This is a genomic window from Pseudoalteromonas sp. 0802 (assembly GCF_013350085.1).
In the GTDB taxonomy this organism is placed as follows: domain Bacteria; phylum Pseudomonadota; class Gammaproteobacteria; order Enterobacterales; family Alteromonadaceae; genus Pseudoalteromonas.
This window is the reverse complement of sequence record NZ_JABVXE010000001.1, coordinates 328,111-345,860: the sequence shown is the minus strand read 5'-3', so window position 1 is coordinate 345,860 and position 17,750 is coordinate 328,111. Positions and strand designations below refer to the sequence as shown.

14 protein-coding genes are annotated in these 17,750 nt (G+C 40.4%); 9 read left to right on the top strand and 5 right to left on the bottom strand.

Translation table 11 applies throughout. From position 1 onward, the window contains the following. A complete protein-coding gene (gene bioB, locus HUS61_RS01640; protein WP_175081914.1) occupies positions 1 to 1,041 on the bottom strand; it encodes a biotin synthase BioB in 1,041 nt (346 codons plus the stop codon). Between the two features lie 98 nt (positions 1,042 to 1,139). Here bioB and bioA point away from each other — a divergent pair, with 98 nt between their 5' ends. Beyond that, a complete protein-coding gene (gene bioA / locus HUS61_RS01635) occupies positions 1,140 to 2,432 on the top strand; it encodes an adenosylmethionine--8-amino-7-oxononanoate transaminase (protein ID WP_175081913.1) in 1,293 nt (430 codons plus the stop codon). Positions 2,433 to 2,788: 356 nt separating this feature from the next. Here bioA and HUS61_RS01630 read toward each other — a convergent pair whose 3' ends face one another. Then, a complete protein-coding gene (locus HUS61_RS01630) occupies positions 2,789 to 3,223 on the bottom strand; it encodes an ATP-binding protein (RefSeq protein ID WP_054561441.1) in 435 nt (144 codons plus the stop codon). 259 nt (positions 3,224 to 3,482) lie between these two features. Here HUS61_RS01630 and asnS point away from each other — a divergent pair, with 259 nt between their 5' ends. Next, positions 3,483 to 4,880 carry an asparagine--tRNA ligase gene (asnS, locus tag HUS61_RS01625; protein ID WP_054553906.1) on the top strand — a complete coding sequence of 466 codons (1,398 nt, stop codon included), beginning with the start codon at positions 3,483 to 3,485 and terminating at the stop codon, positions 4,878 to 4,880. A 153-nt stretch (positions 4,881 to 5,033) separates the two neighbouring features. Further along, positions 5,034 to 5,966: a substrate-binding domain-containing protein gene (locus tag HUS61_RS01620; protein WP_175081912.1), complete on the top strand. Its 933-nt coding sequence runs from the start codon at positions 5,034 to 5,036 to the stop codon at positions 5,964 to 5,966. Positions 5,967 to 6,039: 73 nt separating this feature from the next. Here the strand turns inward: HUS61_RS01620 and HUS61_RS01615 are convergent, their stop codons facing one another. Together HUS61_RS01615 and HUS61_RS01610 are read right to left on the bottom strand one after the other, a co-directional pair. Next, a complete protein-coding gene (locus HUS61_RS01615) occupies positions 6,040 to 6,966 on the bottom strand; it encodes an FAD-binding protein (protein ID WP_175078291.1) in 927 nt (308 codons plus the stop codon). Further along, positions 6,967 to 7,716, bottom strand: a complete 750-nt coding sequence (locus HUS61_RS01610; RefSeq protein WP_063705098.1) for an electron transfer flavoprotein subunit beta/FixA family protein — start codon at positions 7,714 to 7,716, stop codon at positions 6,967 to 6,969. 193 nt (positions 7,717 to 7,909) lie between these two features. Between HUS61_RS01610 and HUS61_RS01605 the strand changes: the two genes are divergently transcribed. From HUS61_RS01605 to HUS61_RS01580, 6 genes are all read left to right on the top strand, one after another. Then, complete coding sequence (locus HUS61_RS01605; protein WP_175081911.1) at positions 7,910 to 9,556, top strand: electron transfer flavoprotein-ubiquinone oxidoreductase; 1,647 nt, start codon at positions 7,910 to 7,912, stop codon at positions 9,554 to 9,556. Between the two features lie 103 nt (positions 9,557 to 9,659). Next, positions 9,660 to 10,124 carry an acyl-CoA thioesterase gene (locus HUS61_RS01600; RefSeq protein ID WP_054561436.1) on the top strand — a complete coding sequence of 155 codons (465 nt, stop codon included), beginning with the start codon at positions 9,660 to 9,662 and terminating at the stop codon, positions 10,122 to 10,124. A 240-nt stretch (positions 10,125 to 10,364) separates the two neighbouring features. Continuing rightward, positions 10,365 to 10,937 carry an outer membrane beta-barrel protein gene (locus tag HUS61_RS01595; RefSeq protein WP_175078289.1) on the top strand — a complete coding sequence of 191 codons (573 nt, stop codon included), beginning with the start codon at positions 10,365 to 10,367 and terminating at the stop codon, positions 10,935 to 10,937. A 107-nt stretch (positions 10,938 to 11,044) separates the two neighbouring features. Continuing rightward, positions 11,045 to 11,749, top strand: coding sequence for a tRNA (N6-threonylcarbamoyladenosine(37)-N6)-methyltransferase TrmO (tsaA, locus tag HUS61_RS01590; protein WP_175081910.1), 705 nt, complete (start codon positions 11,045 to 11,047; stop codon positions 11,747 to 11,749). A gap of 113 nt (positions 11,750 to 11,862) precedes the next feature. Continuing rightward, positions 11,863 to 13,587, top strand: a complete 1,725-nt coding sequence (locus tag HUS61_RS01585) for a proline--tRNA ligase (RefSeq protein WP_175081909.1) — start codon at positions 11,863 to 11,865, stop codon at positions 13,585 to 13,587. A 141-nt stretch (positions 13,588 to 13,728) separates the two neighbouring features. Then, entirely contained in the window at positions 13,729 to 14,562 is an 834-nt protein-coding gene (locus tag HUS61_RS01580; protein ID WP_175081908.1) for a UDP-2,3-diacylglucosamine diphosphatase, read from the top strand. Here HUS61_RS01580 and HUS61_RS01575 read toward each other — a convergent pair. Beyond that, complete coding sequence (locus HUS61_RS01575; protein ID WP_175081907.1) at positions 14,559 to 17,597, bottom strand: ATP-binding protein; 3,039 nt, start codon at positions 17,595 to 17,597, stop codon at positions 14,559 to 14,561. The genes HUS61_RS01580 and HUS61_RS01575 overlap by 4 nt on opposite strands. Between the last annotated feature and the right edge of the window lie 153 nt (positions 17,598 to 17,750).

Here is a 17,750-nt window from a genome sequence, read left to right as displayed (position 1 = left end):
CTACGCTTCGTAAAATAATTCAGATGTTGCTTTATCGGCAACTTTTGATGAAAGTGATGCTTCTACTGCTTCATCTGAGTAATCTTCACGTGTTTCTGGGTTCATGCCTAATTTTTTAATTAGCATCATATCTGCGTCTGCTTCAGGGTTTTCTGTAGTCAGTAGTTTATCACCGTAGAAAATTGAATTAGCACCAGCAAAGAAACACATAGATTGCATCTGTTCGTTCATCGCCGTACGACCCGCTGATAAACGAACATAGCTTTTCGGCATCATAATACGTGCAACTGCGATAGTACGAATAAACTCAAAATGATCTAAGTCTTCTACATCTTCAAGTGGCGTACCTTTAACCTTAACCAACATATTAATTGGTACACTTTCTGGCTGCTGCGGTAAATTTGCTAATTGCATTAATAAACCAAAACGGTCAGCAGCCTGCTCGCCCATACCCACAATACCACCAGAGCACACTTTCATGCCGGCATCGCGCACGTTATCGATGGTGTTTAAACGGTCTTGGTAAGTACGTGTTGTAATGATCTGCTGGTAATACTCAGGTGATGTATCTAAGTTATGGTTGTAATAATCAAGGCCCGCGTCTTTTAATGCATGGGCTTTTTCGTTATCTAGCATGCCAAGGGTCATACAGGTTTCAAGGCCTAGCTCTTTAACCTCTTTTACCATTTTTGAAATATATGGCATGTCACGTTCTTTCGGATCAGACCACGCAGCACCCATACAAAAACGGGTTGCGCCTTTTTCTTTAGCAACACGCGCTTGCTCAACCACTTTTTCTACTTCCATAAGGCGTTCACGGTCTAAGTCTGTTTTATAATGACCTGACTGAGGACAATATTTGCAATCTTCTGGGCAAGCACCGGTTTTAATCGATAACAAAGTAGAAATTTGTACTTCATTTGGGTTGAAGTTTTCACGATGCACACTGGCCGCTTTAAACAACAGATCATTGAACGGCATTTCGAATAAGGCTTTTACTTCTTGGTGAGTCCAATCGTGACGGACAACTGCGTGCTCCATAATAGTCTCTTTTTTTAAATTATTGGGACGGTTTGATTGGCTTAGTCTACGACTTGACGTAACATTGTCAACGAACCGAAGTGATGTAAAGTTTACATATGATTAATAAACAAACAATTAATTTAGATTTTGATCGTGAGCATATTTGGCACCCTTATACTTCTATGACTCAGCCCCTTCCCGTTTACCCAGTCAGTCATGCCAATGCAAATCGTATTTTCTTAGAAACAGGCGAAAGCCTAATAGATGGTATGGCCTCTTGGTGGAGTGCGATTCATGGTTACTGCCACCCTGTTTTAAATGAGGCAATCACTACACAGATTAGTAAAATGAGCCATGTCATGTTTGGTGGCTTAACTCATGAGCCCGCTGTTGAACTGTGTAAAAAGCTAGTGAGCATCACACCTGAGTCACTCGATAAGGTGTTCTTAGCCGACAGTGGCTCTGTGAGTGTTGAAGTTGCCATTAAAATGGCCTTGCAGTACTGGCTTAGCCAAGGTTATACAGGCAAACAAAAACTAATGACACCGCTTAAGGGATACCACGGCGATACCTTTGCAGCCATGAGCGTTTGCGATCCGGTTAATTCAATGCACAGCATGTACTCGGGTTTTTTACCTGAACATGTTTTTGTACCTGCGCCGAGTGCTAAATTTAATGGCGAGTTTAGCCCTGCAGAAGCTGATACGCTTGAAAGCTACTTTGCAGCTCACCACCAAGATGTTGCTGCATTTATCATTGAACCCATAGTACAAAATGCTGGGGGAATGAATTTTTACCACCCTGATTACTTAAAACACTTACGCATTCTGTGTGATAAGTATGATGTTTTACTTATTTGTGACGAAATCGCTACAGGCTTTGGCCGCACTGGCACTCTTTTCGCTGTTGAGCACGCCAACATTGAGCCGGATATTTTATGTATTGGCAAAGCATTAACGGGCGGCATGATGACGCTATCAACGACATTAACCACCAGCAAAGTCGCTATTGGCATTAGTGAAGGTGAAGCCGGCGTATTAATGCATGGCCCAACCTTTATGGGTAACCCGCTTGCCTGTGCTACTGCCTGCGCAAGTATTGATTTACTGTTAGAGCAACCGTGGCAAGAACAAATAGAACATATAAATGATGTACTAACTACGCAGCTTGCAAAGTGTAAGCATCTCGATGCGGTCGTTGATGTGCGAACATTGGGGGCAATTGGTGTTGTTGAGCTTAATAGAAGTGTAGATGTAGCAAAAATTCAACGCTTTTTTATAGAGCAAGGTGTGTGGATACGCCCGTTTGGTAAGTTAATTTATTTGATGCCGCCTTACATAAGTGATGAACAGAGCTTAACTAAGTTATGCAATGCTATTTATGCAGCAATAGAACAGCAGGCGTATTAGGGCGTGTTGACCCTTTGTGATTGATTTTGCAGCAGTGTGTTTGGTATTTAGGCAAGGCAGAGCCTATGTAGTGTGATTGTTCCACATAAATAGGCGATAACGCAGCATCAATGCCAAACACGCGCTGCCCTTCGGGATCTTTCTAGGGGCGATTAACTCTTTGTTACCTACATGGATGTAGGTAAGGAGCGTGAGCAGGACGCGGTAGCTTTGCTCGATTTTTACTTAGCCCACTAGGTTACAAATCTCGCGCCGCGATTAAATCGCCCCTAGAGTGAACAAATTTTAATCCACAAAGGTCAACACGCCCTCTAGACATTAAAAAAGGAAGCTAATGCTTCCTTTTCCTTTAAACTTTACCATTCAAACATATATGCCATTTTACTGATCATTCGAAGCGGTACTTTATGTTCGCAGCGCTTGGCGTAAAGATGCTGCAGCGATTTATCTTTAATTTCACCAACGATCACTTCTTTCACTTGATAACCCAGTGCAGTGGCCGCTTGTGCGTAGGCGATAAATTCCCACTTTTTAATATTAGTGTTATCAACAATTACTAACGGGATTTCTTCTGCTAAGGCATTAATAAAGCGTGCAAGGTTTAGATTGTGATACTCAGATAACTTGTACTTATCAAATTGATACACACCTTCGCTATTGTAAAAATAATCATCTGTTGCGCACACGACATAATCACTTTCATTACCAGCTACCAACTCATCAGCAAGGCTTTGTGCGTAATATGATTTACCTGAGCCTGGTAAGCCGCGAAGAATAAAAACTTGTTTCATAGCACCTGTTATACAATTTAATTAAAGACTAAAGGACAGTAATTGTTAATAATGCCACAAAATAACCAATTAGCGCAGCGAGAATTTAAATAAACGCAAATTTTACGCAAAATATTGCTGCTATTTTACTCAATTGAAGAAAAACTACTAAAGAGTACGCCTCAATAGTTTTTTTATTTGATTTACGAGGGTAAGATAGTCGATTCAAGTGCAATGCACAGCATTATTATATTAGGCAACTTATATCATTGGAGTGAAGATGAGCCATTTAGCGATTTCAGAGCTATTAAAAGGCAAGGTTGCGGTAGACAGCCAAGTAACAGTAAAAGGCTGGATCCGTACACGCCGCGATTCAAAAGCAGGAATTTCATTTTTAGCCGTTCATGACGGTTCGTGTTTTGATCCTATTCAAGCGGTAGTACCTAATTCACTCAATAATTATGATGAAGTAACACGTTTAACTGCCGGTTGTTCTGTATCTGTAACAGGTGTTCTTGTGCCTTCTGCGGGTCAAGGCCAGTCTTTCGAAATTCAAGCTAACTCTGTAGAAGTATTAGGTTGGGTTGAGAATCCAGATACTTACCCTATGTCTGCGAAACGTCACAGCATTGAATATTTACGTGAGCACGCACACCTTCGTCCTCGTACTAATATCATGGGCGCGGTAACCCGTGTACGTAACTGTTTAGCACAAGCGATTCACCGTTTTTACCACGAGCAAGGCTACTACTGGATCAGCACACCGATCATCACAGCAAGTGACTGTGAAGGTGCCGGTGAAATGTTCCGTGTATCTACTTTAGATATGCAAAACTTACCACGCACAGATAAAGGCGACATCGATTACAGTGAGGATTTCTTCGGTAAAGAAGCATTCTTAACAGTATCTGGTCAATTAAATGGTGAGACATATGCCTCAGCAATGTCAAAAATCTATACTTTTGGCCCTACTTTCCGTGCTGAGAACTCAAACACATCTCGTCACTTAGCAGAGTTTTGGATGGTTGAACCTGAAGTTGCATTTGCAGATTTAGAAGATATCGCAAAACTTGCTGAAGACATGCTTAAATACGTTTTCAATGCAGTATTAACTGAGCGTCGTGATGATATGGAATTCTTTGCACAACGTGTTGAGAAAACAGCTATCTCTCGTTTAGAAGAGTTCGTAACTAAAGATTTCGCACAAGTTGATTACACAGATGCTATCGAAATCTTAAAAGCGTGTGGTAAGAAGTTCGAATACCCTGTTGAATGGGGTGTAGATTTACAGTCTGAGCACGAACGTTACCTTGCTGAAGAGCACTTTAATGCGCCAGTAGTTATTAAAAACTACCCGCGTGATATTAAAGCCTTCTACATGCGTCAAAACGAAGATGGCAAAACAGTCGCTGCAATGGACGTAGTTGCACCAGGTATTGGTGAAATCATCGGTGGTTCTCAACGTGAAGAGCGTCTAGATGTTCTAGATAAGCGTCTAGAAGAAATGGGCTTAAACAAAGAAGATTACAGCTGGTACCGTGACCTACGTAAATACGGCACTGTACCGCACTCAGGTTTTGGTCTAGGTTTTGAGCGTTTAGTTGCATATGTAACAGGTATGGGTAACGTACGTGACGTTATCGCCTTCCCTCGTACAAAAGGCAGCGCGACTTACTAACAAGTAACGCTACATAATCTAAAAGCCGCTTTCGAGCGGCTTTTTTGTGTGTAAATCATTAAATATTTTAAAGTTTACAGCCTAAAGAATTAGCAAAGCCAGACATATTGCCTATATTGATAGGAAGCTAACTATTAAGGAATTTGTGTCTATATGCTATTTCGCTCTATGAAAGCCCTTTTGCTATCTACAACTCTTATCTCTGCACATAGTGCGTATGCAATTGAAGAAAATATTAATACCAAACCAATTTTTATTGCCGGCTCAACCACAGTGACAGAATTACTAGTCTATATAAAAGACGACTTAAGCCAAGAATTTGGCAATAGTATACAAATTAGGCCAATGGGCAGTGATAAAGGCATTAAAGCAATTGCCGAAAATGTTATAGATATCGGCACCAGCTCGCGTTATTTAACAAAAGAAGAACAACAACGTTGGCCCTTTTTGCGGCAAATAATCATAGCCCAAGATGCAATCGCATTTTTTGTAAACAAAAACTTAAACATCACTGAGCTTACAACTAAAAAACTAAGCGATATTTACCAAGGTAAACTAAAGGCGTGGTCTGAGGTTTCGCCTTATACTCCAGAGCTAAGCGCAAAAAATGATGAGATCCTGCTTTTTAGCAAAGGCACTAGTCATGGTAGTTTTGATGTGTTTTTAGAGTATTTAAACTTAGATTATATTCAAGAACCTGGCAGTAATTTCATACGCTTAAAAATGGCGGGTAATAGAGGTTTATTTTCTAAACAAAAAGTAGAGCTTTATGATCAGTTCAATCAAGCGCTGGGTATAGTCCAGCGTATTCCAAATGCCATTGCCTATGATTCATATGGCGCTATTAGTAAATTAGAAAATGATAGACGTATTAATAGAGTAACTTTGCTTAAGATTGACGGTGTTAGCCCTTCTGTTGAATCAATTCAAAGTGGCGACTATGCCTTTGTAAGGCCGCTGGTGCTAATAGTAAACACACAATCACCCCGCTCAAAAAAGATTGGCGACAAACTCGCTGTGATTGTTAAATCAAACAAGATACAACAGAAAATGCTTGAGTTTGGTTACCTTCCGGTAAAACAGTAATCTGAAGATATAAACGAAAAAAAGCTGCGCACCTAAAAGGTGAACAGCTTTTAACAACCAGAATCGTTATGAATTACAGAGCGCTTTCAAGCTCTGGTAACACATCAAATAAATCAGCAACTAAACCATAGTCAGCGACTTGGAAAATTGGTGCGTCAGGATCTTTATTGATGGCAACAATCACTTTAGAATCTTTCATACCCGCTAAGTGTTGAATTGCACCACTGATACCCACAGCAATATATAAATCTGGGGCAACAATTTTACCTGTTTGACCTACTTGCATATCGTTTGGTACAAAGCCCGCATCAACAGCAGCACGTGAAGCACCAATAGCTGCGCCTAGTTTGTCGGCAATACCATTTAATAACGCAAAGTTTTCACCATTTTGCATACCACGACCACCTGAAATAACCACAGGTGCAGCAGTAAGCTCTGGACGTTCTGATTCAGTTTGTTCTTCTGATACAAACTCACTCAGGCCAACAGAACCTTTACCAGCAACACTAGTTACAGCTACTGGCGCTTGCTCTGGTGCAACATCAAAGCTACTTGCACGAACAGTAATAACCTTTTTGCTATCCAATGATTTAACTGTCGCAATTGCATTTCCTGCATAAATAGGACGCTTAAAGGTATCTGCATCAATCACATCGATGATTTCAGAGATTTGCGCAACATCTAAAAGTGCAGCAACACGTGGCATAAAGTTTTTACCCGTTGTTGTTGCGCTTGCGACAATGTGTGAATAGTTATCTGCTAAAGATAAAACTAGATCCGCTAGGTTTTCTGCAAGTTGATTTGCATAAGCTGCATCATCGGCAATCAGTACATTGCTAACACCTGCAATTGACGCTGCTTGTTCACTCATTGCAGCTAAATTTTCGCCGGCAAGTAGTAAATCTACATCAAAGCCTAGTTTAACAGCAGCAGTAATCGTTTTATTGGTTTCAGGCTTTAGAACACCTTTATCGTGTTCGGCTATCACTAATGTTTTCATTTAGATCACCTTCGCTTCTGTTTTTAACTTTTCTACCAATGTTGCTACATCTTCTACAATGATGCCGCCACTGCGTTTTTCTGGCTCATTTACTTCTACCAGCTGTACGCGAGGCGCAAGGTCTACACCTAGACTATCAGCAGCAATTACATCAAGTGGTTTACGTTTTGCCTTCATAATGTTTGGCAATGAAGCGTAGCGTGGCTCATTTAAACGTAAGTCTGTGGTTACAATAGCAGGTAGTTTAAGAGCAACTGTTTGTAAGCCACCGTCTACTTCACGCGTTACATTAACTGTTCCCGCTTGAACATCAACTTTAGATGCAAAAGTACCTTGGCCACGACCCGTTAAAGCAGCAAGCATTTGACCGGTTTGATTGTTGTCAGAGTCAATCGATTGCTTACCTAAAATAACCAGCTCAGGTGATTCTTGCTCTACAATTTTGCTCAGTAATTTTGCAACATGTAAAGACTCAAGCTTTTCTTCTGTTTCAATATGAATGGCTTTATCAGCACCGAGTGCTAAGGCTGTACGCAATTGCTCTTGAGATGATTTATTACCAATAGTCACAGCAACAACCTCAGTGGCCGTCCCTGCTTCTTTTAAACGAATAGCTTCTTCAATTGCAATTTCACAAAACGGGTTCATCGCCATTTTTACATTAGCTAGATCAACATCCGTTTTATCGGCTTTAACGCGTGCTTTGACGTTGTAGTCAATTACTCTTTTAATTGGAACGAGGACTTTCATCGTGACTCCATCAATTGTGTGTTCTCAAAGTTGACCTATACGTCAACTTATTTATTTTATGAATTCAGACTACTTCCTGTTGACGTAAACGTCAACCTAAAATAACCTTAAAGTATTCACAGCCTGTAACGTTTCATTTGCAAGTATGAAATAAGGTTCTTTACAGCAGGTCCGTCACCGAGAAGAGGTTTATATGGTCGAACGCGAAACCATGGAATTTGATGTAGTCATCGTAGGCGCAGGCCCAGCAGGTTTATCAACTGCGATTAAATTGGCTCAACAAGCACAAGAAAAACAACAAGAATTAATGATCTGTGTGGTAGAAAAAGGCTCTGAGGTGGGCGCACACATTTTATCGGGTGCGGTTTTTGAAACCAAAGCACTAGATGAGTTATTACCTGATTGGCAGTCATTAGGCGCTCCAGTTACCACTAAAGTAACGCAAGATGATATTTACTGGTTCAATAACAGTGAAAAAGCCACCAGCATCCCCCACTTTGCTAGCCCTAAAACATTCCATAACGACGGCAATTATATTGTCTCTATGGGTAATGTATGTCGCTTTTTAGCAGAGCAAGCGGAAAACTTAGGAGTAGAAATATTCCCTGGCTTTACTGCGCATTCTTTGATTATTGAAGACGAAACAGTAAAAGGCATTATCACTGGCGATATGGGCCTTGATAAAGACGGCAACGAAAAAGATGGTTACATGCCAGGCATGGAGCTTAGAGCTAAATACACAGTATTTGCTGAAGGCTGCCGCGGTCATTTAGGTAAAGAGCTAATTAAACACTTTGCCCTTGATAAAGATGCATCACCACAGCATTACGGTTTAGGGTTCAAAGAAATTTGGCAAATCGACCCAAGTAAACACAAAGAAGGCACTGTCGTACATGGCACAGGCTGGCCGTTAACTGGTGATACCAGTGGTGGTGCGTTTATGTATCACAGCGACAACAATCAAGTTGTGGTGGGCTTAATTGTTGACCTTAACTACTCAAACCCACATCTAAGCCCGTTTGATGAATTCCAACGCATGAAACATCACCCTGTTTTTAAAGATGTTTTAGAAGGCGGTGAACGCATAGCCTATGGCGCAAGAGCTATTGCCAAAGGTGGCCTGCGCTCTTTACCGAAAATGCACTTCCCGGGTGGTTTACTTGTAGGTTGTGATGCAGGCACATTGAACTTTGCCAAGATCAAAGGTAACCACACAGCCATGAAATCGGGCATGGTTGCCGCTGATGTGATAGTAGCAGCTCTTAGCGACGGTAAAGAGAATGCCGATTTAGCCGAATATAAATCAGCTTTTGAACAAAGCTGGGCGTACAAAGAGCTTTATCAATCACGTAACTTTGGCCCTGTTATGCACAAACTCGGTAAGTTCTTAGGTGGTGCTTATAACACCCTAGATCAAAACCTATTTGGTGGCAACTTACCATTTAACTTTGAAGACAACATGCCAGATCATGCCACATTAGTTGCAGCTGATCAGGCCGAAAAAATCGATTACCCGAAAGCAGACGGCAAACTGAGCTTCGATAAACTTTCATCGGTGTTTTTATCAAATACCAATCATGAAGAATCGCAGCCATGCCATTTAAAGCTAAAAGATAACTCGATTCCAATTAAGGTCAATTTACCGCAATTTGATGAGCCAGCACAACGCTACTGCCCTGCGGGTGTTTACGAAGTACAAGAGGTTGAAGGTGAAAAAGAGTTTGTGATCAACTCACAAAACTGTGTGCACTGTAAAACCTGCGACATAAAGGACCCAAGTCAAAACATTACTTGGGTAACACCTGAAGGTGCTGGCGGGCCAAACTACCCTAATATGTAACGCACGTTACTCATTTAATTAAAATTTATCCTAAATTGCAGGGGCTTCGGCCCCTTTTTTAGGCTATGCTGAAAATGTCGTGTTTTATAAAAGTGAGTAAAGTATGCCGTCTTCAAGTGTAACCTTTCGTTTTTTAGCTGAACCTACTGATGTCAATTTTGGCGGTAAGGTTCATGGTGGTGTGGTAATGAAGTGGATTGACCAAGCTGGTTACGCCTGTGCTGCAGGTTGGAGCGGTCACTACTGCGTAACTGTTTCTGTTGCGGGTGTAAAGTTTCAGCGCCCTATTTTGGTTGGCCAAATAGTCGAAGTGAAAGCTAGTATCGCCCACACAGGTAAAACCAGTATGCAAATCTTTATTCAAGTACGCTGCGGCGACCCTAAAACCCAAAACTTAGTTGAAACCAACCATTGTGTTATTAGTTTTATTGCTATGGATGAAGCAGGCTACCCAATCGAAGTCCCTTCATATACAGCCGTAACTGACGAAGAAAAGAAAATCGAAAACTATGCGATTAAAATGAAAGAGATCGCGATAGAAACAGAAACCCTTTTACAAAAAGCCTAAAAGCTTAAAGCAACAAAAAAATTATAAACCGTACCTAGTAACTTCTACAGAGCACCCTGAAATTGTTACGACTGCCAAACTGAATGCCTGATTACAGTTTCAACAAACTGCACAAAAACCCGCTAAACAAAGCCTAAAAACAATACTTTAGGCTTTGTTTTCAGCTTGGCATTGCCGTTGCAATACTCCTTGTGAATGACGCGAAACATTCGTTTATTTATTTTATAAAGGAGCTATTAAATGATTAAAGCAATTTCACTTTCTGCACTTTCTTTAGCACTACTAGGTTTTAATAATGCTGCACATGCAGATATTACCGAAATGGATTCTCCGCGTATTTATACCGGTATCGGCTACGGTCAATATTCTTTTGAGTTTGAAGACAGTGAAAATGACACTGACTTTGATGACGATTCACAAATGCTGAAAGGTTATATTGGTACTCAGTTTAACAAGTACTTAAGCCTTGAACTTGCCTACCAAAATTTTGATGAAGTAAGCGATATCGATTCTAAAGCTGAAATTGACGGTGTTTCACTAGCAGCACGCTTAGCAGCCCCAATTACAGATAGCTTTTCTGTTTATGCCAAAGGTGGTTGGCTAGAGTGGGATGCTGAAATTGAGCAAGACCTAGGCGAGCTTGGCAGTATCAGTGCTGACTCAGACGGTGGTGATGTATTTTATGGTGCAGGTGTAGAATATGCTTTCACAACAAACATGCAAGTACGTTTTGAGTATGAGCGCTATAAATTAGAAGATGATATTGACCCTGATATGGATGTAGCGTCTGTATCATTCCAATACATGTTTTAATTTAGACTGTATAGTCTAAATATTTAAAAGGCAGTCTCGACTGCCTTTTTTGTGTTTGCATGTAATGCATGTAAAATGTCGGCAGATTTTCATAACGACATTGCACAATGAGCGAATACCAATTAACTGCCGTCGGCCATATTCAATCTCCTTATAAACAAAAGTTTGCCATACCTCGCCAACCTCGTTTAGTTCCTGAAGCTAAAGCAAAGCTGGTATTCAGCAGCGATTTTAATCGTGAAGAGTTTGTACGCGGCCTCGATGAATTTAGCCATATTTGGTTACTATTCAGATTTCATGAAACCGCAGATAAAGGCTATTCAGCAATGGTGAGACCCCCTCGCCTAGGCGGTAATGAACGTAAAGGTGTATTTGCAACACGTGCAACCTTTCGCCCAAATGCAATTGGCATGAGTGCCGTAAAATTAGAGGGTATCGAATATAAAAATGGTCAGTTAAGCTTATTGCTTTCAGGTATCGATTTACTCGATGGCACACCTATTTTAGACATTAAGCCATATTTGCCCTACTCAGACGCAATGACCGATGCCACCGCAGGCTTTGCCGATACCCGACCAGAAACCGATATGAGCGTTGAGTTTAGTGAAGAAGCCCTGGCGTTTATCGAAAAACAGACCGAACAACCTGAATTAAAAGCGTTTATCACCAATGTATTAAAGCAAGATCCTCGCCCTGCTTATAAAAAGCAACGTGACTCAGAACAAAGCTACGGCATGACCTTATATGATTTTAATATTAGATGGCATGTTCAGGACAATCATAATACAGTGACCAGCATTGAAAAATGCTAGTTTTTAGCATATAGCGCTTTAGTGTCAGTGCTTCCACTGGTAAACTTAGCGCCTTGTTATTACTCAAACGTCTTGAGTAAACTATAATAATTTTAACACTACTTGGAATAGAGATGCGTACCAGTCAATATATACTCGCAACACTTAAAGAAACTCCGTCTGATGCAGAAATTGTTTCTCATCAATTAATGCTACGAGCAGGCATGATCCGCCGCGTTGCGTCGGGTTTGTATACATGGTTGCCCTCTGGTCTACGCGTACTTAAAAAAGTAGAAAACATCGTACGTGAAGAAATGGATAAAGCAGGCGCTATCGAAATGTTAATGCCTATTATCCAACCAGCTGATCTTTGGGAAGAGTCTGGTCGTTGGGAGCAATTTGGTCCTGAATTACTTCGTATTAATGACCGTCACAACCGCCCATTTGCACTTGGCCCAACACACGAAGAAGTGATCACTGATTTTGTACGTAAAGAAGTGAGCTCTTATAAGCAATTACCGCTTACTCTTTACCAAGTACAAACAAAAGTACGTGACGAAGTTCGCCCTCGTTTTGGTGTAATGCGTGCTCGTGAATTTACGATGAAAGATGCTTACTCTTTTCACTTAAGTGATGAGTGTTTAGAGAAAACATACCAAGTAATGCACAAAGCATACTGCAACATCTTCGAGCGCCTTGGTCTTGATTACCGCCCTGTTATCGCTGATACAGGTTCTATCGGTGGTAGCGTTTCACATGAGTTCCATGTACTTGCAGAATCAGGCGAAGATGCAATCGCATTTAGTGATGCAAGTGATTATGCTGCAAATATCGAAAAAGCAGAAGCACTAGCACCGGCTGAAGAGCGCCCAGCTGCAAGCAAAGAGCTAAAAGCGTTCCCAACGCCTGATGCAAGATCAATTGCTGAGCTTAAAGAGCACTATGGTGTTAAACCTCATCGCGGCGTGAAAACATTAATCGTATATGGCGCACCAGATGAAAACGAACAACGTGGTTTAGTTGCCCTTGTATTACGTGGTGACCATGATCTAAACGAGTTAAAAGCTGAGAAACACCCGCTTGTAGACTCACCGCTTGAAATGGCAAAAGAAGAAGACATCGTTGCTGCTATTGGCGCAAAACCAGGTTCATTAGGCCCGGTCGGCCTATCAATGCCAATCATTGTTGACCGCACAGCTAACGTAATGGCTGATTTTGTAGCTGGTGCTAATAAAGATGGCGAACACTTCAGCGGTATCAACTGGGATCGCGATGTAGAAAACTACGAAGTGGCTGATATCCGTAATATCGTTGAAGGCGACCCAAGCCCGTGTGGCCAAGGTTCACTGCAAATTAAACGCGGCGTTGAAGTTGGCCATATTTTCCAACTTGGCACTAAGTACTCAGAAGCAATGAAAGCAGGCGTATTAAGTGAATCAGGTAAAAACCAAGTAATGACAATGGGTTGTTACGGTATTGGTGTATCACGTATCGTAGCTGCCGCTATTGAACAAAACAACGACCAATACGGTATTAAATGGCCGCAACCTATCGCACCATTTGATTTAGCGATTGTACCTATGAACATGCATAAGTCTCATCGTATTCCGGATATTGCAGATAACCTTTACAAAGGTTTGAAAGATGCAGGTTTAGATGTGTTGTTTGATGACCGTAAAGAGCGCCCTGGTGTTATGTTTAATGACATGGAATTATTAGGTGTGCCTTTCACGCTAGTTATTGGTGAGCGTAACCTTGATGAAAATAAGGTGGAGCTTAAAAACCGTCGTACTGGTGAAAAGCTAATGCTTGATTTAGATAGTGCCGCTTCCGAAATTGCCGCACTTGTTAAAGGCTAATTAAGTCAGCTCAACAAAATATAAAAAACCGCTTCGGCGGTTTTTTTGTGTTTTTAATTGTCATAGATGTTTCGCTAAAGCGTCTTTTAACTGTCATTGATTCTGCCTAGCATTTACTTTATTACACCACGAGTAAATGCCATGAATAACACCACTTGCAGTAGTAAAACCCACTATCCTGCCGTTTGGATTTCCGACGTTCACTTAGGTTATAAAGACTGCCAAGCGCAGTATTTACTAGACTTTTTAAATGCGATTGAATGCGATGTTCTGTATTTGGTCGGTGATATTGTCGATTTATGGTCGATGAAACGACAGTTTTTTTGGCATCCTAGTCATTATGATGTGCTAGCGCTTATTCAACAAAAAGCAAAAGATGGCACACGAGTGATCTATATACCGGGTAACCACGACGAAACCTTTCGCCATTATGCCAATGATTCATTATTCGGTATTGAAGTACATAAACAATATATCCATACCACAAAAGCCAACAAACGGTTTTTACTGTTGCATGGCGACGATTTTGATTCAGCAACCCGCTACAACAAATTAATCAGTATTGCAGGCGATGCAGGATACGACTTTTTACTTTTTTTAAATCGTTGGACTAATCGCATTCGCCGTTTATTTGGCGGTAATTATTGGTCATTGGCCTCTTGGATCAAAGCACGCGTGCATAAAGCACGTGAAGCAATTGACGCATTTGAAAAAGCGGCAATCCACGAAGCAAAAAAACAAGCCGTCGATGGCATCATTTGTGGGCATATTCATCACCCAGCCGTTAAAGTGGTTGATGGAATTTTGTATTGCAATGATGGCGACTGGATTGAGAACTGCACTGCATTAGTTGAAAACAGCTCTGGTCGTATTGAGTTATTGCACTGGAGTGAAACACAAAAAGTGATTCACTCTGCTGATATTAGTACATTAACGCCTAAACCTGCATTTAATAAAGAGCGAGATGCCGCTTAAGCCTTCAGCCACATTGAGAGCTTTTTACGCAATGTGGCTTGTTTAATAGGCTTGGTGATATAGTCGTTCATGCCAACACTAAGGCATTTCTCTCTATCGCCAGCCATGGCGCTTGCGGTCATGGCTATGATCACCACATCTTGGTATTTCTCACCTGTTTTGCCTTGCCTAATTGCTTTGGTACAGTCATACCCATTTAAGTTTGGCATTTGGCAATCCATCAAGATCAGATCAAATTGAGTTTCGCTGTTATTCAATACCTCAATTGCTTCAAGACCATCACTGGCTGATTCAATATGCACATGGCTATCTCTTAAAATGGCTTTGCTCACCTCAATATTAATCATGTTATCGTCGACAATAAGCACTGAGCGAGATGTTAAATCAAGCTCAATAGTTTCTTTAGTATCTGTATTCTTACGCTCAATAACAGAGTTATTATCATTAAATAAAACCGCGAGTTTATAAGCTAATTCATCAGGAGTGACAGGTTTTGCAATAACAGTACAATTGCTCGGTAATGTTTCTTTTTGTTTAAGTGATGCCATAACCCCTAAAATTAATACACAGGTGTCGGGGTATTGATTTGCAAAACTCACCACATTTTTTAGTTCTGGGTGTTTATGATCAATGATAAGTAAATCTAACTCATTGAAAACATTTTCAGGTATATCACTTAATCGAGAAACTTTCGATGGCTGAGGCTGACAAGATTTCTCTAATTGGGTTTCAATGTTCTGACCAAGCAGATCATATAAAACTGCACAACCAACGTGTTTGTTATTCAGCGCCGTAATCGCACCCAGCTCTTTTAATGAGCCACTGAGTGACACTTTGATACTTGCACAAAAGCGGCTTCCTTTTCCTTTTTCACTATCAACGATAATATCACCGCCCATCAACTGAGCGAGTTTTCGGCTTATTGAAAGCCCTAAACCGCTGCCACCATAATGGCGCGTTGTACTTGAGTCCTCTTGGGTAAACACTTCAAACAATTTACTTTGGTTTTCTTTCGAAATACCAATACCTGTATCTTCAACAACAAAGCTTAGGCAAAGCGACTTATCTGAATGCAGCTGCTCCTTAACCGTTAAACTTACATGCCCTTTATGAGTAAACTTGAATGCATTATTGAGTAAATTATTGAGAATTTGTTTTAAGCGGTGGCTATCACCCGTTACGGTACGCTTAGTAATAGCATGTGCATCGAACAGGATTTCAATACCTTTTTTCTGACCTTGAACGGCCATCGATGTGATTAAATCACTGCACACTGAAACTACATCAAACTCATGACTATCTAAGTCAAGTTTACCTGCTTCAATTTTTGAAAAATCGAGAATATCATTAATCAGTGTCATCAATGAGTTAGCGCTGGTATTTGCATAATGTAAGTATTGCATTTGCTGAGTAGATAATGGTTCTTCTTCAAGCATTTCGAGCATGCCAAGCACACCATTCATCGGAGTGCGGATTTCATGGGAAATGTTAGCGACAAATTCACTTTTAGCTTTACTAGCAGCTAATGCTTGTTCGGTGGCCTTTTCGAGCTCGGCTGTGCGGCTTTTTACTTTTTCTTCTAGTGTCACATTAAGCTTTTCTAGTTGATGTTGAGCGCACTTAAGTGAATCAATATTGCGTAGTATTGCCGCTATTTGATATTGCTGCTTCGCTGCATCAAAAACAGGTGTCATGGTAATAGAGAAATAATGAGTGCTCTGTTCACTAATGTGAACCGCTTCAAACGAGCAACGCTGCCCTTCTTTAATGGCTTCTGCAATCCCTTGAAAATCTTCATCGTTATAATTAAACAAGGTATCAAAATGGGTGGTTTGTTCTGTAATACCAAAAAATGTTTTTGCTGTTTCATTGGCATTACAAATAACGCCATTTGGCTGAACCATAATGATGGCATCTGTTGAGCTTTCAATTATTTTGCTGTTTTTTTCTTTTAAAAAACTGAGCTCAATTTTTCTGTTGATGTCACGTTGATAGATTATAAATAACATCAGCACAACTAAAATGATTAAGCATAATATACCAATAAACCTTAATCGCTTTTGATGTATTTCATTGAGTAATGTATCTGTATTTATTGAGACAGCCAGTGTCAGTGGCTGCATTTGAACGCCATTGTTAAACTCAATAATTTTCTGAACATATAATTTTTCAGGCAAGTTAACTACATCAAAAAAATCAACGCCTGCCATTTTTTGTTCAGTGCTAAATTCTTCAGACCAATAATGAGCATCATCCAGCTCAAAACTAAAACGGTATGATTCCTTTGGATGATAGATAAATTGTTGCTGCGCATTTAATAAATACACTGACAGATTATCAGCAGTGTTACTGGTAAGCTTATTAAGCAAATCGGCTGCATAATAGTTGAGGATCAACACTGCGAACGGCTTACCTTCATTATCTTTTACTAATTTGGCTATCCTATATGTGCTGATATAAGGCTGTTGTAAACGGCCATTTTCACGATTGTAGTTAATGGGTGAAATGTAAATTTGGCCATTTTCAAGCTTTGCCGTAATTTGCATGTAATCACGTTGGCCTTTGTGTTGTAACTTGTCATCAGCCACTCTATAAGCCTGACCATTTAAACTATCAACCCGCACAACTTCTTTGCCATTATCAGCAATATAAATGTACCGAGCTTGTGCGAGGTCTTTATCTGTTGACATAAAACCAGTAAAGATTTTTGCTAGGCGGTCTTTCCATGCTGAGATAGGCGTGCCTAAAACGGGATCTATATTTTGATCATTTGTAGCACGCATGATTGCAAGCACTGGCGGGGTTGAATCTAAGAAGTTAAGTGCTGAAATATTCTCTCTTAAACTTGTTTTTAATACACTTTCTTTAGTGCCGAGCTCTCGCTGCATCTGTTCAAAGGTGCGAGTGAACACATCTTCTCGTAGATCATATTCATATTTTACAGTAACAAAAATGCCCAATACTAAAAAAATACATAATGCCAGTATTGGTAATTTATGACGTTGATAGAAATGCGCTGAATGTCCAGAATCCATTGAATCGAAAGCCTTCTTTTCTACTCTACTTTAGAGTATAGGAGAGAATAGTAATAAAAGCGGAGTATACAGAAAATATATTAAGTAATAAGGATTGGCAGGTACTTAGCTTGGCTTACAAACAAATAAAGCACCAAAATGGTGCTTTATTAT

Bases quoted from the DNA above. Each gene is read 5' to 3' on its own strand.
- bioB (WP_175081914.1), bottom strand. From the start codon at position 1,041: ATGGAGCACGCAGTTGTCCGTCACGATTGGACTCACCAAGAAGTAAAA.
- bioA (WP_175081913.1), top strand. From the start codon at position 1,140: ATGATTAATAAACAAACAATTAATTTAGATTTTGATCGTGAGCATATT.
- HUS61_RS01630 (WP_054561441.1), bottom strand. From the start codon at position 3,223: ATGAAACAAGTTTTTATTCTTCGCGGCTTACCAGGCTCAGGTAAATCA.
- asnS (WP_054553906.1), top strand. From the start codon at position 3,483: ATGAGCCATTTAGCGATTTCAGAGCTATTAAAAGGCAAGGTTGCGGTA.
- HUS61_RS01620 (WP_175081912.1), top strand. From the start codon at position 5,034: ATGCTATTTCGCTCTATGAAAGCCCTTTTGCTATCTACAACTCTTATC.
- HUS61_RS01615 (WP_175078291.1), bottom strand. From the start codon at position 6,966: ATGAAAACATTAGTGATAGCCGAACACGATAAAGGTGTTCTAAAGCCT.
- HUS61_RS01610 (WP_063705098.1), bottom strand. From the start codon at position 7,716: ATGAAAGTCCTCGTTCCAATTAAAAGAGTAATTGACTACAACGTCAAA.
- HUS61_RS01605 (WP_175081911.1), top strand. From the start codon at position 7,910: ATGGTCGAACGCGAAACCATGGAATTTGATGTAGTCATCGTAGGCGCA.
- HUS61_RS01600 (WP_054561436.1), top strand. From the start codon at position 9,660: ATGCCGTCTTCAAGTGTAACCTTTCGTTTTTTAGCTGAACCTACTGAT.
- HUS61_RS01595 (WP_175078289.1), top strand. From the start codon at position 10,365: ATGATTAAAGCAATTTCACTTTCTGCACTTTCTTTAGCACTACTAGGT.
- tsaA (WP_175081910.1), top strand. From the start codon at position 11,045: ATGAGCGAATACCAATTAACTGCCGTCGGCCATATTCAATCTCCTTAT.
- HUS61_RS01585 (WP_175081909.1), top strand. From the start codon at position 11,863: ATGCGTACCAGTCAATATATACTCGCAACACTTAAAGAAACTCCGTCT.
- HUS61_RS01580 (WP_175081908.1), top strand. From the start codon at position 13,729: ATGAATAACACCACTTGCAGTAGTAAAACCCACTATCCTGCCGTTTGG.
- HUS61_RS01575 (WP_175081907.1), bottom strand. From the start codon at position 17,597: ATGGATTCTGGACATTCAGCGCATTTCTATCAACGTCATAAATTACCA.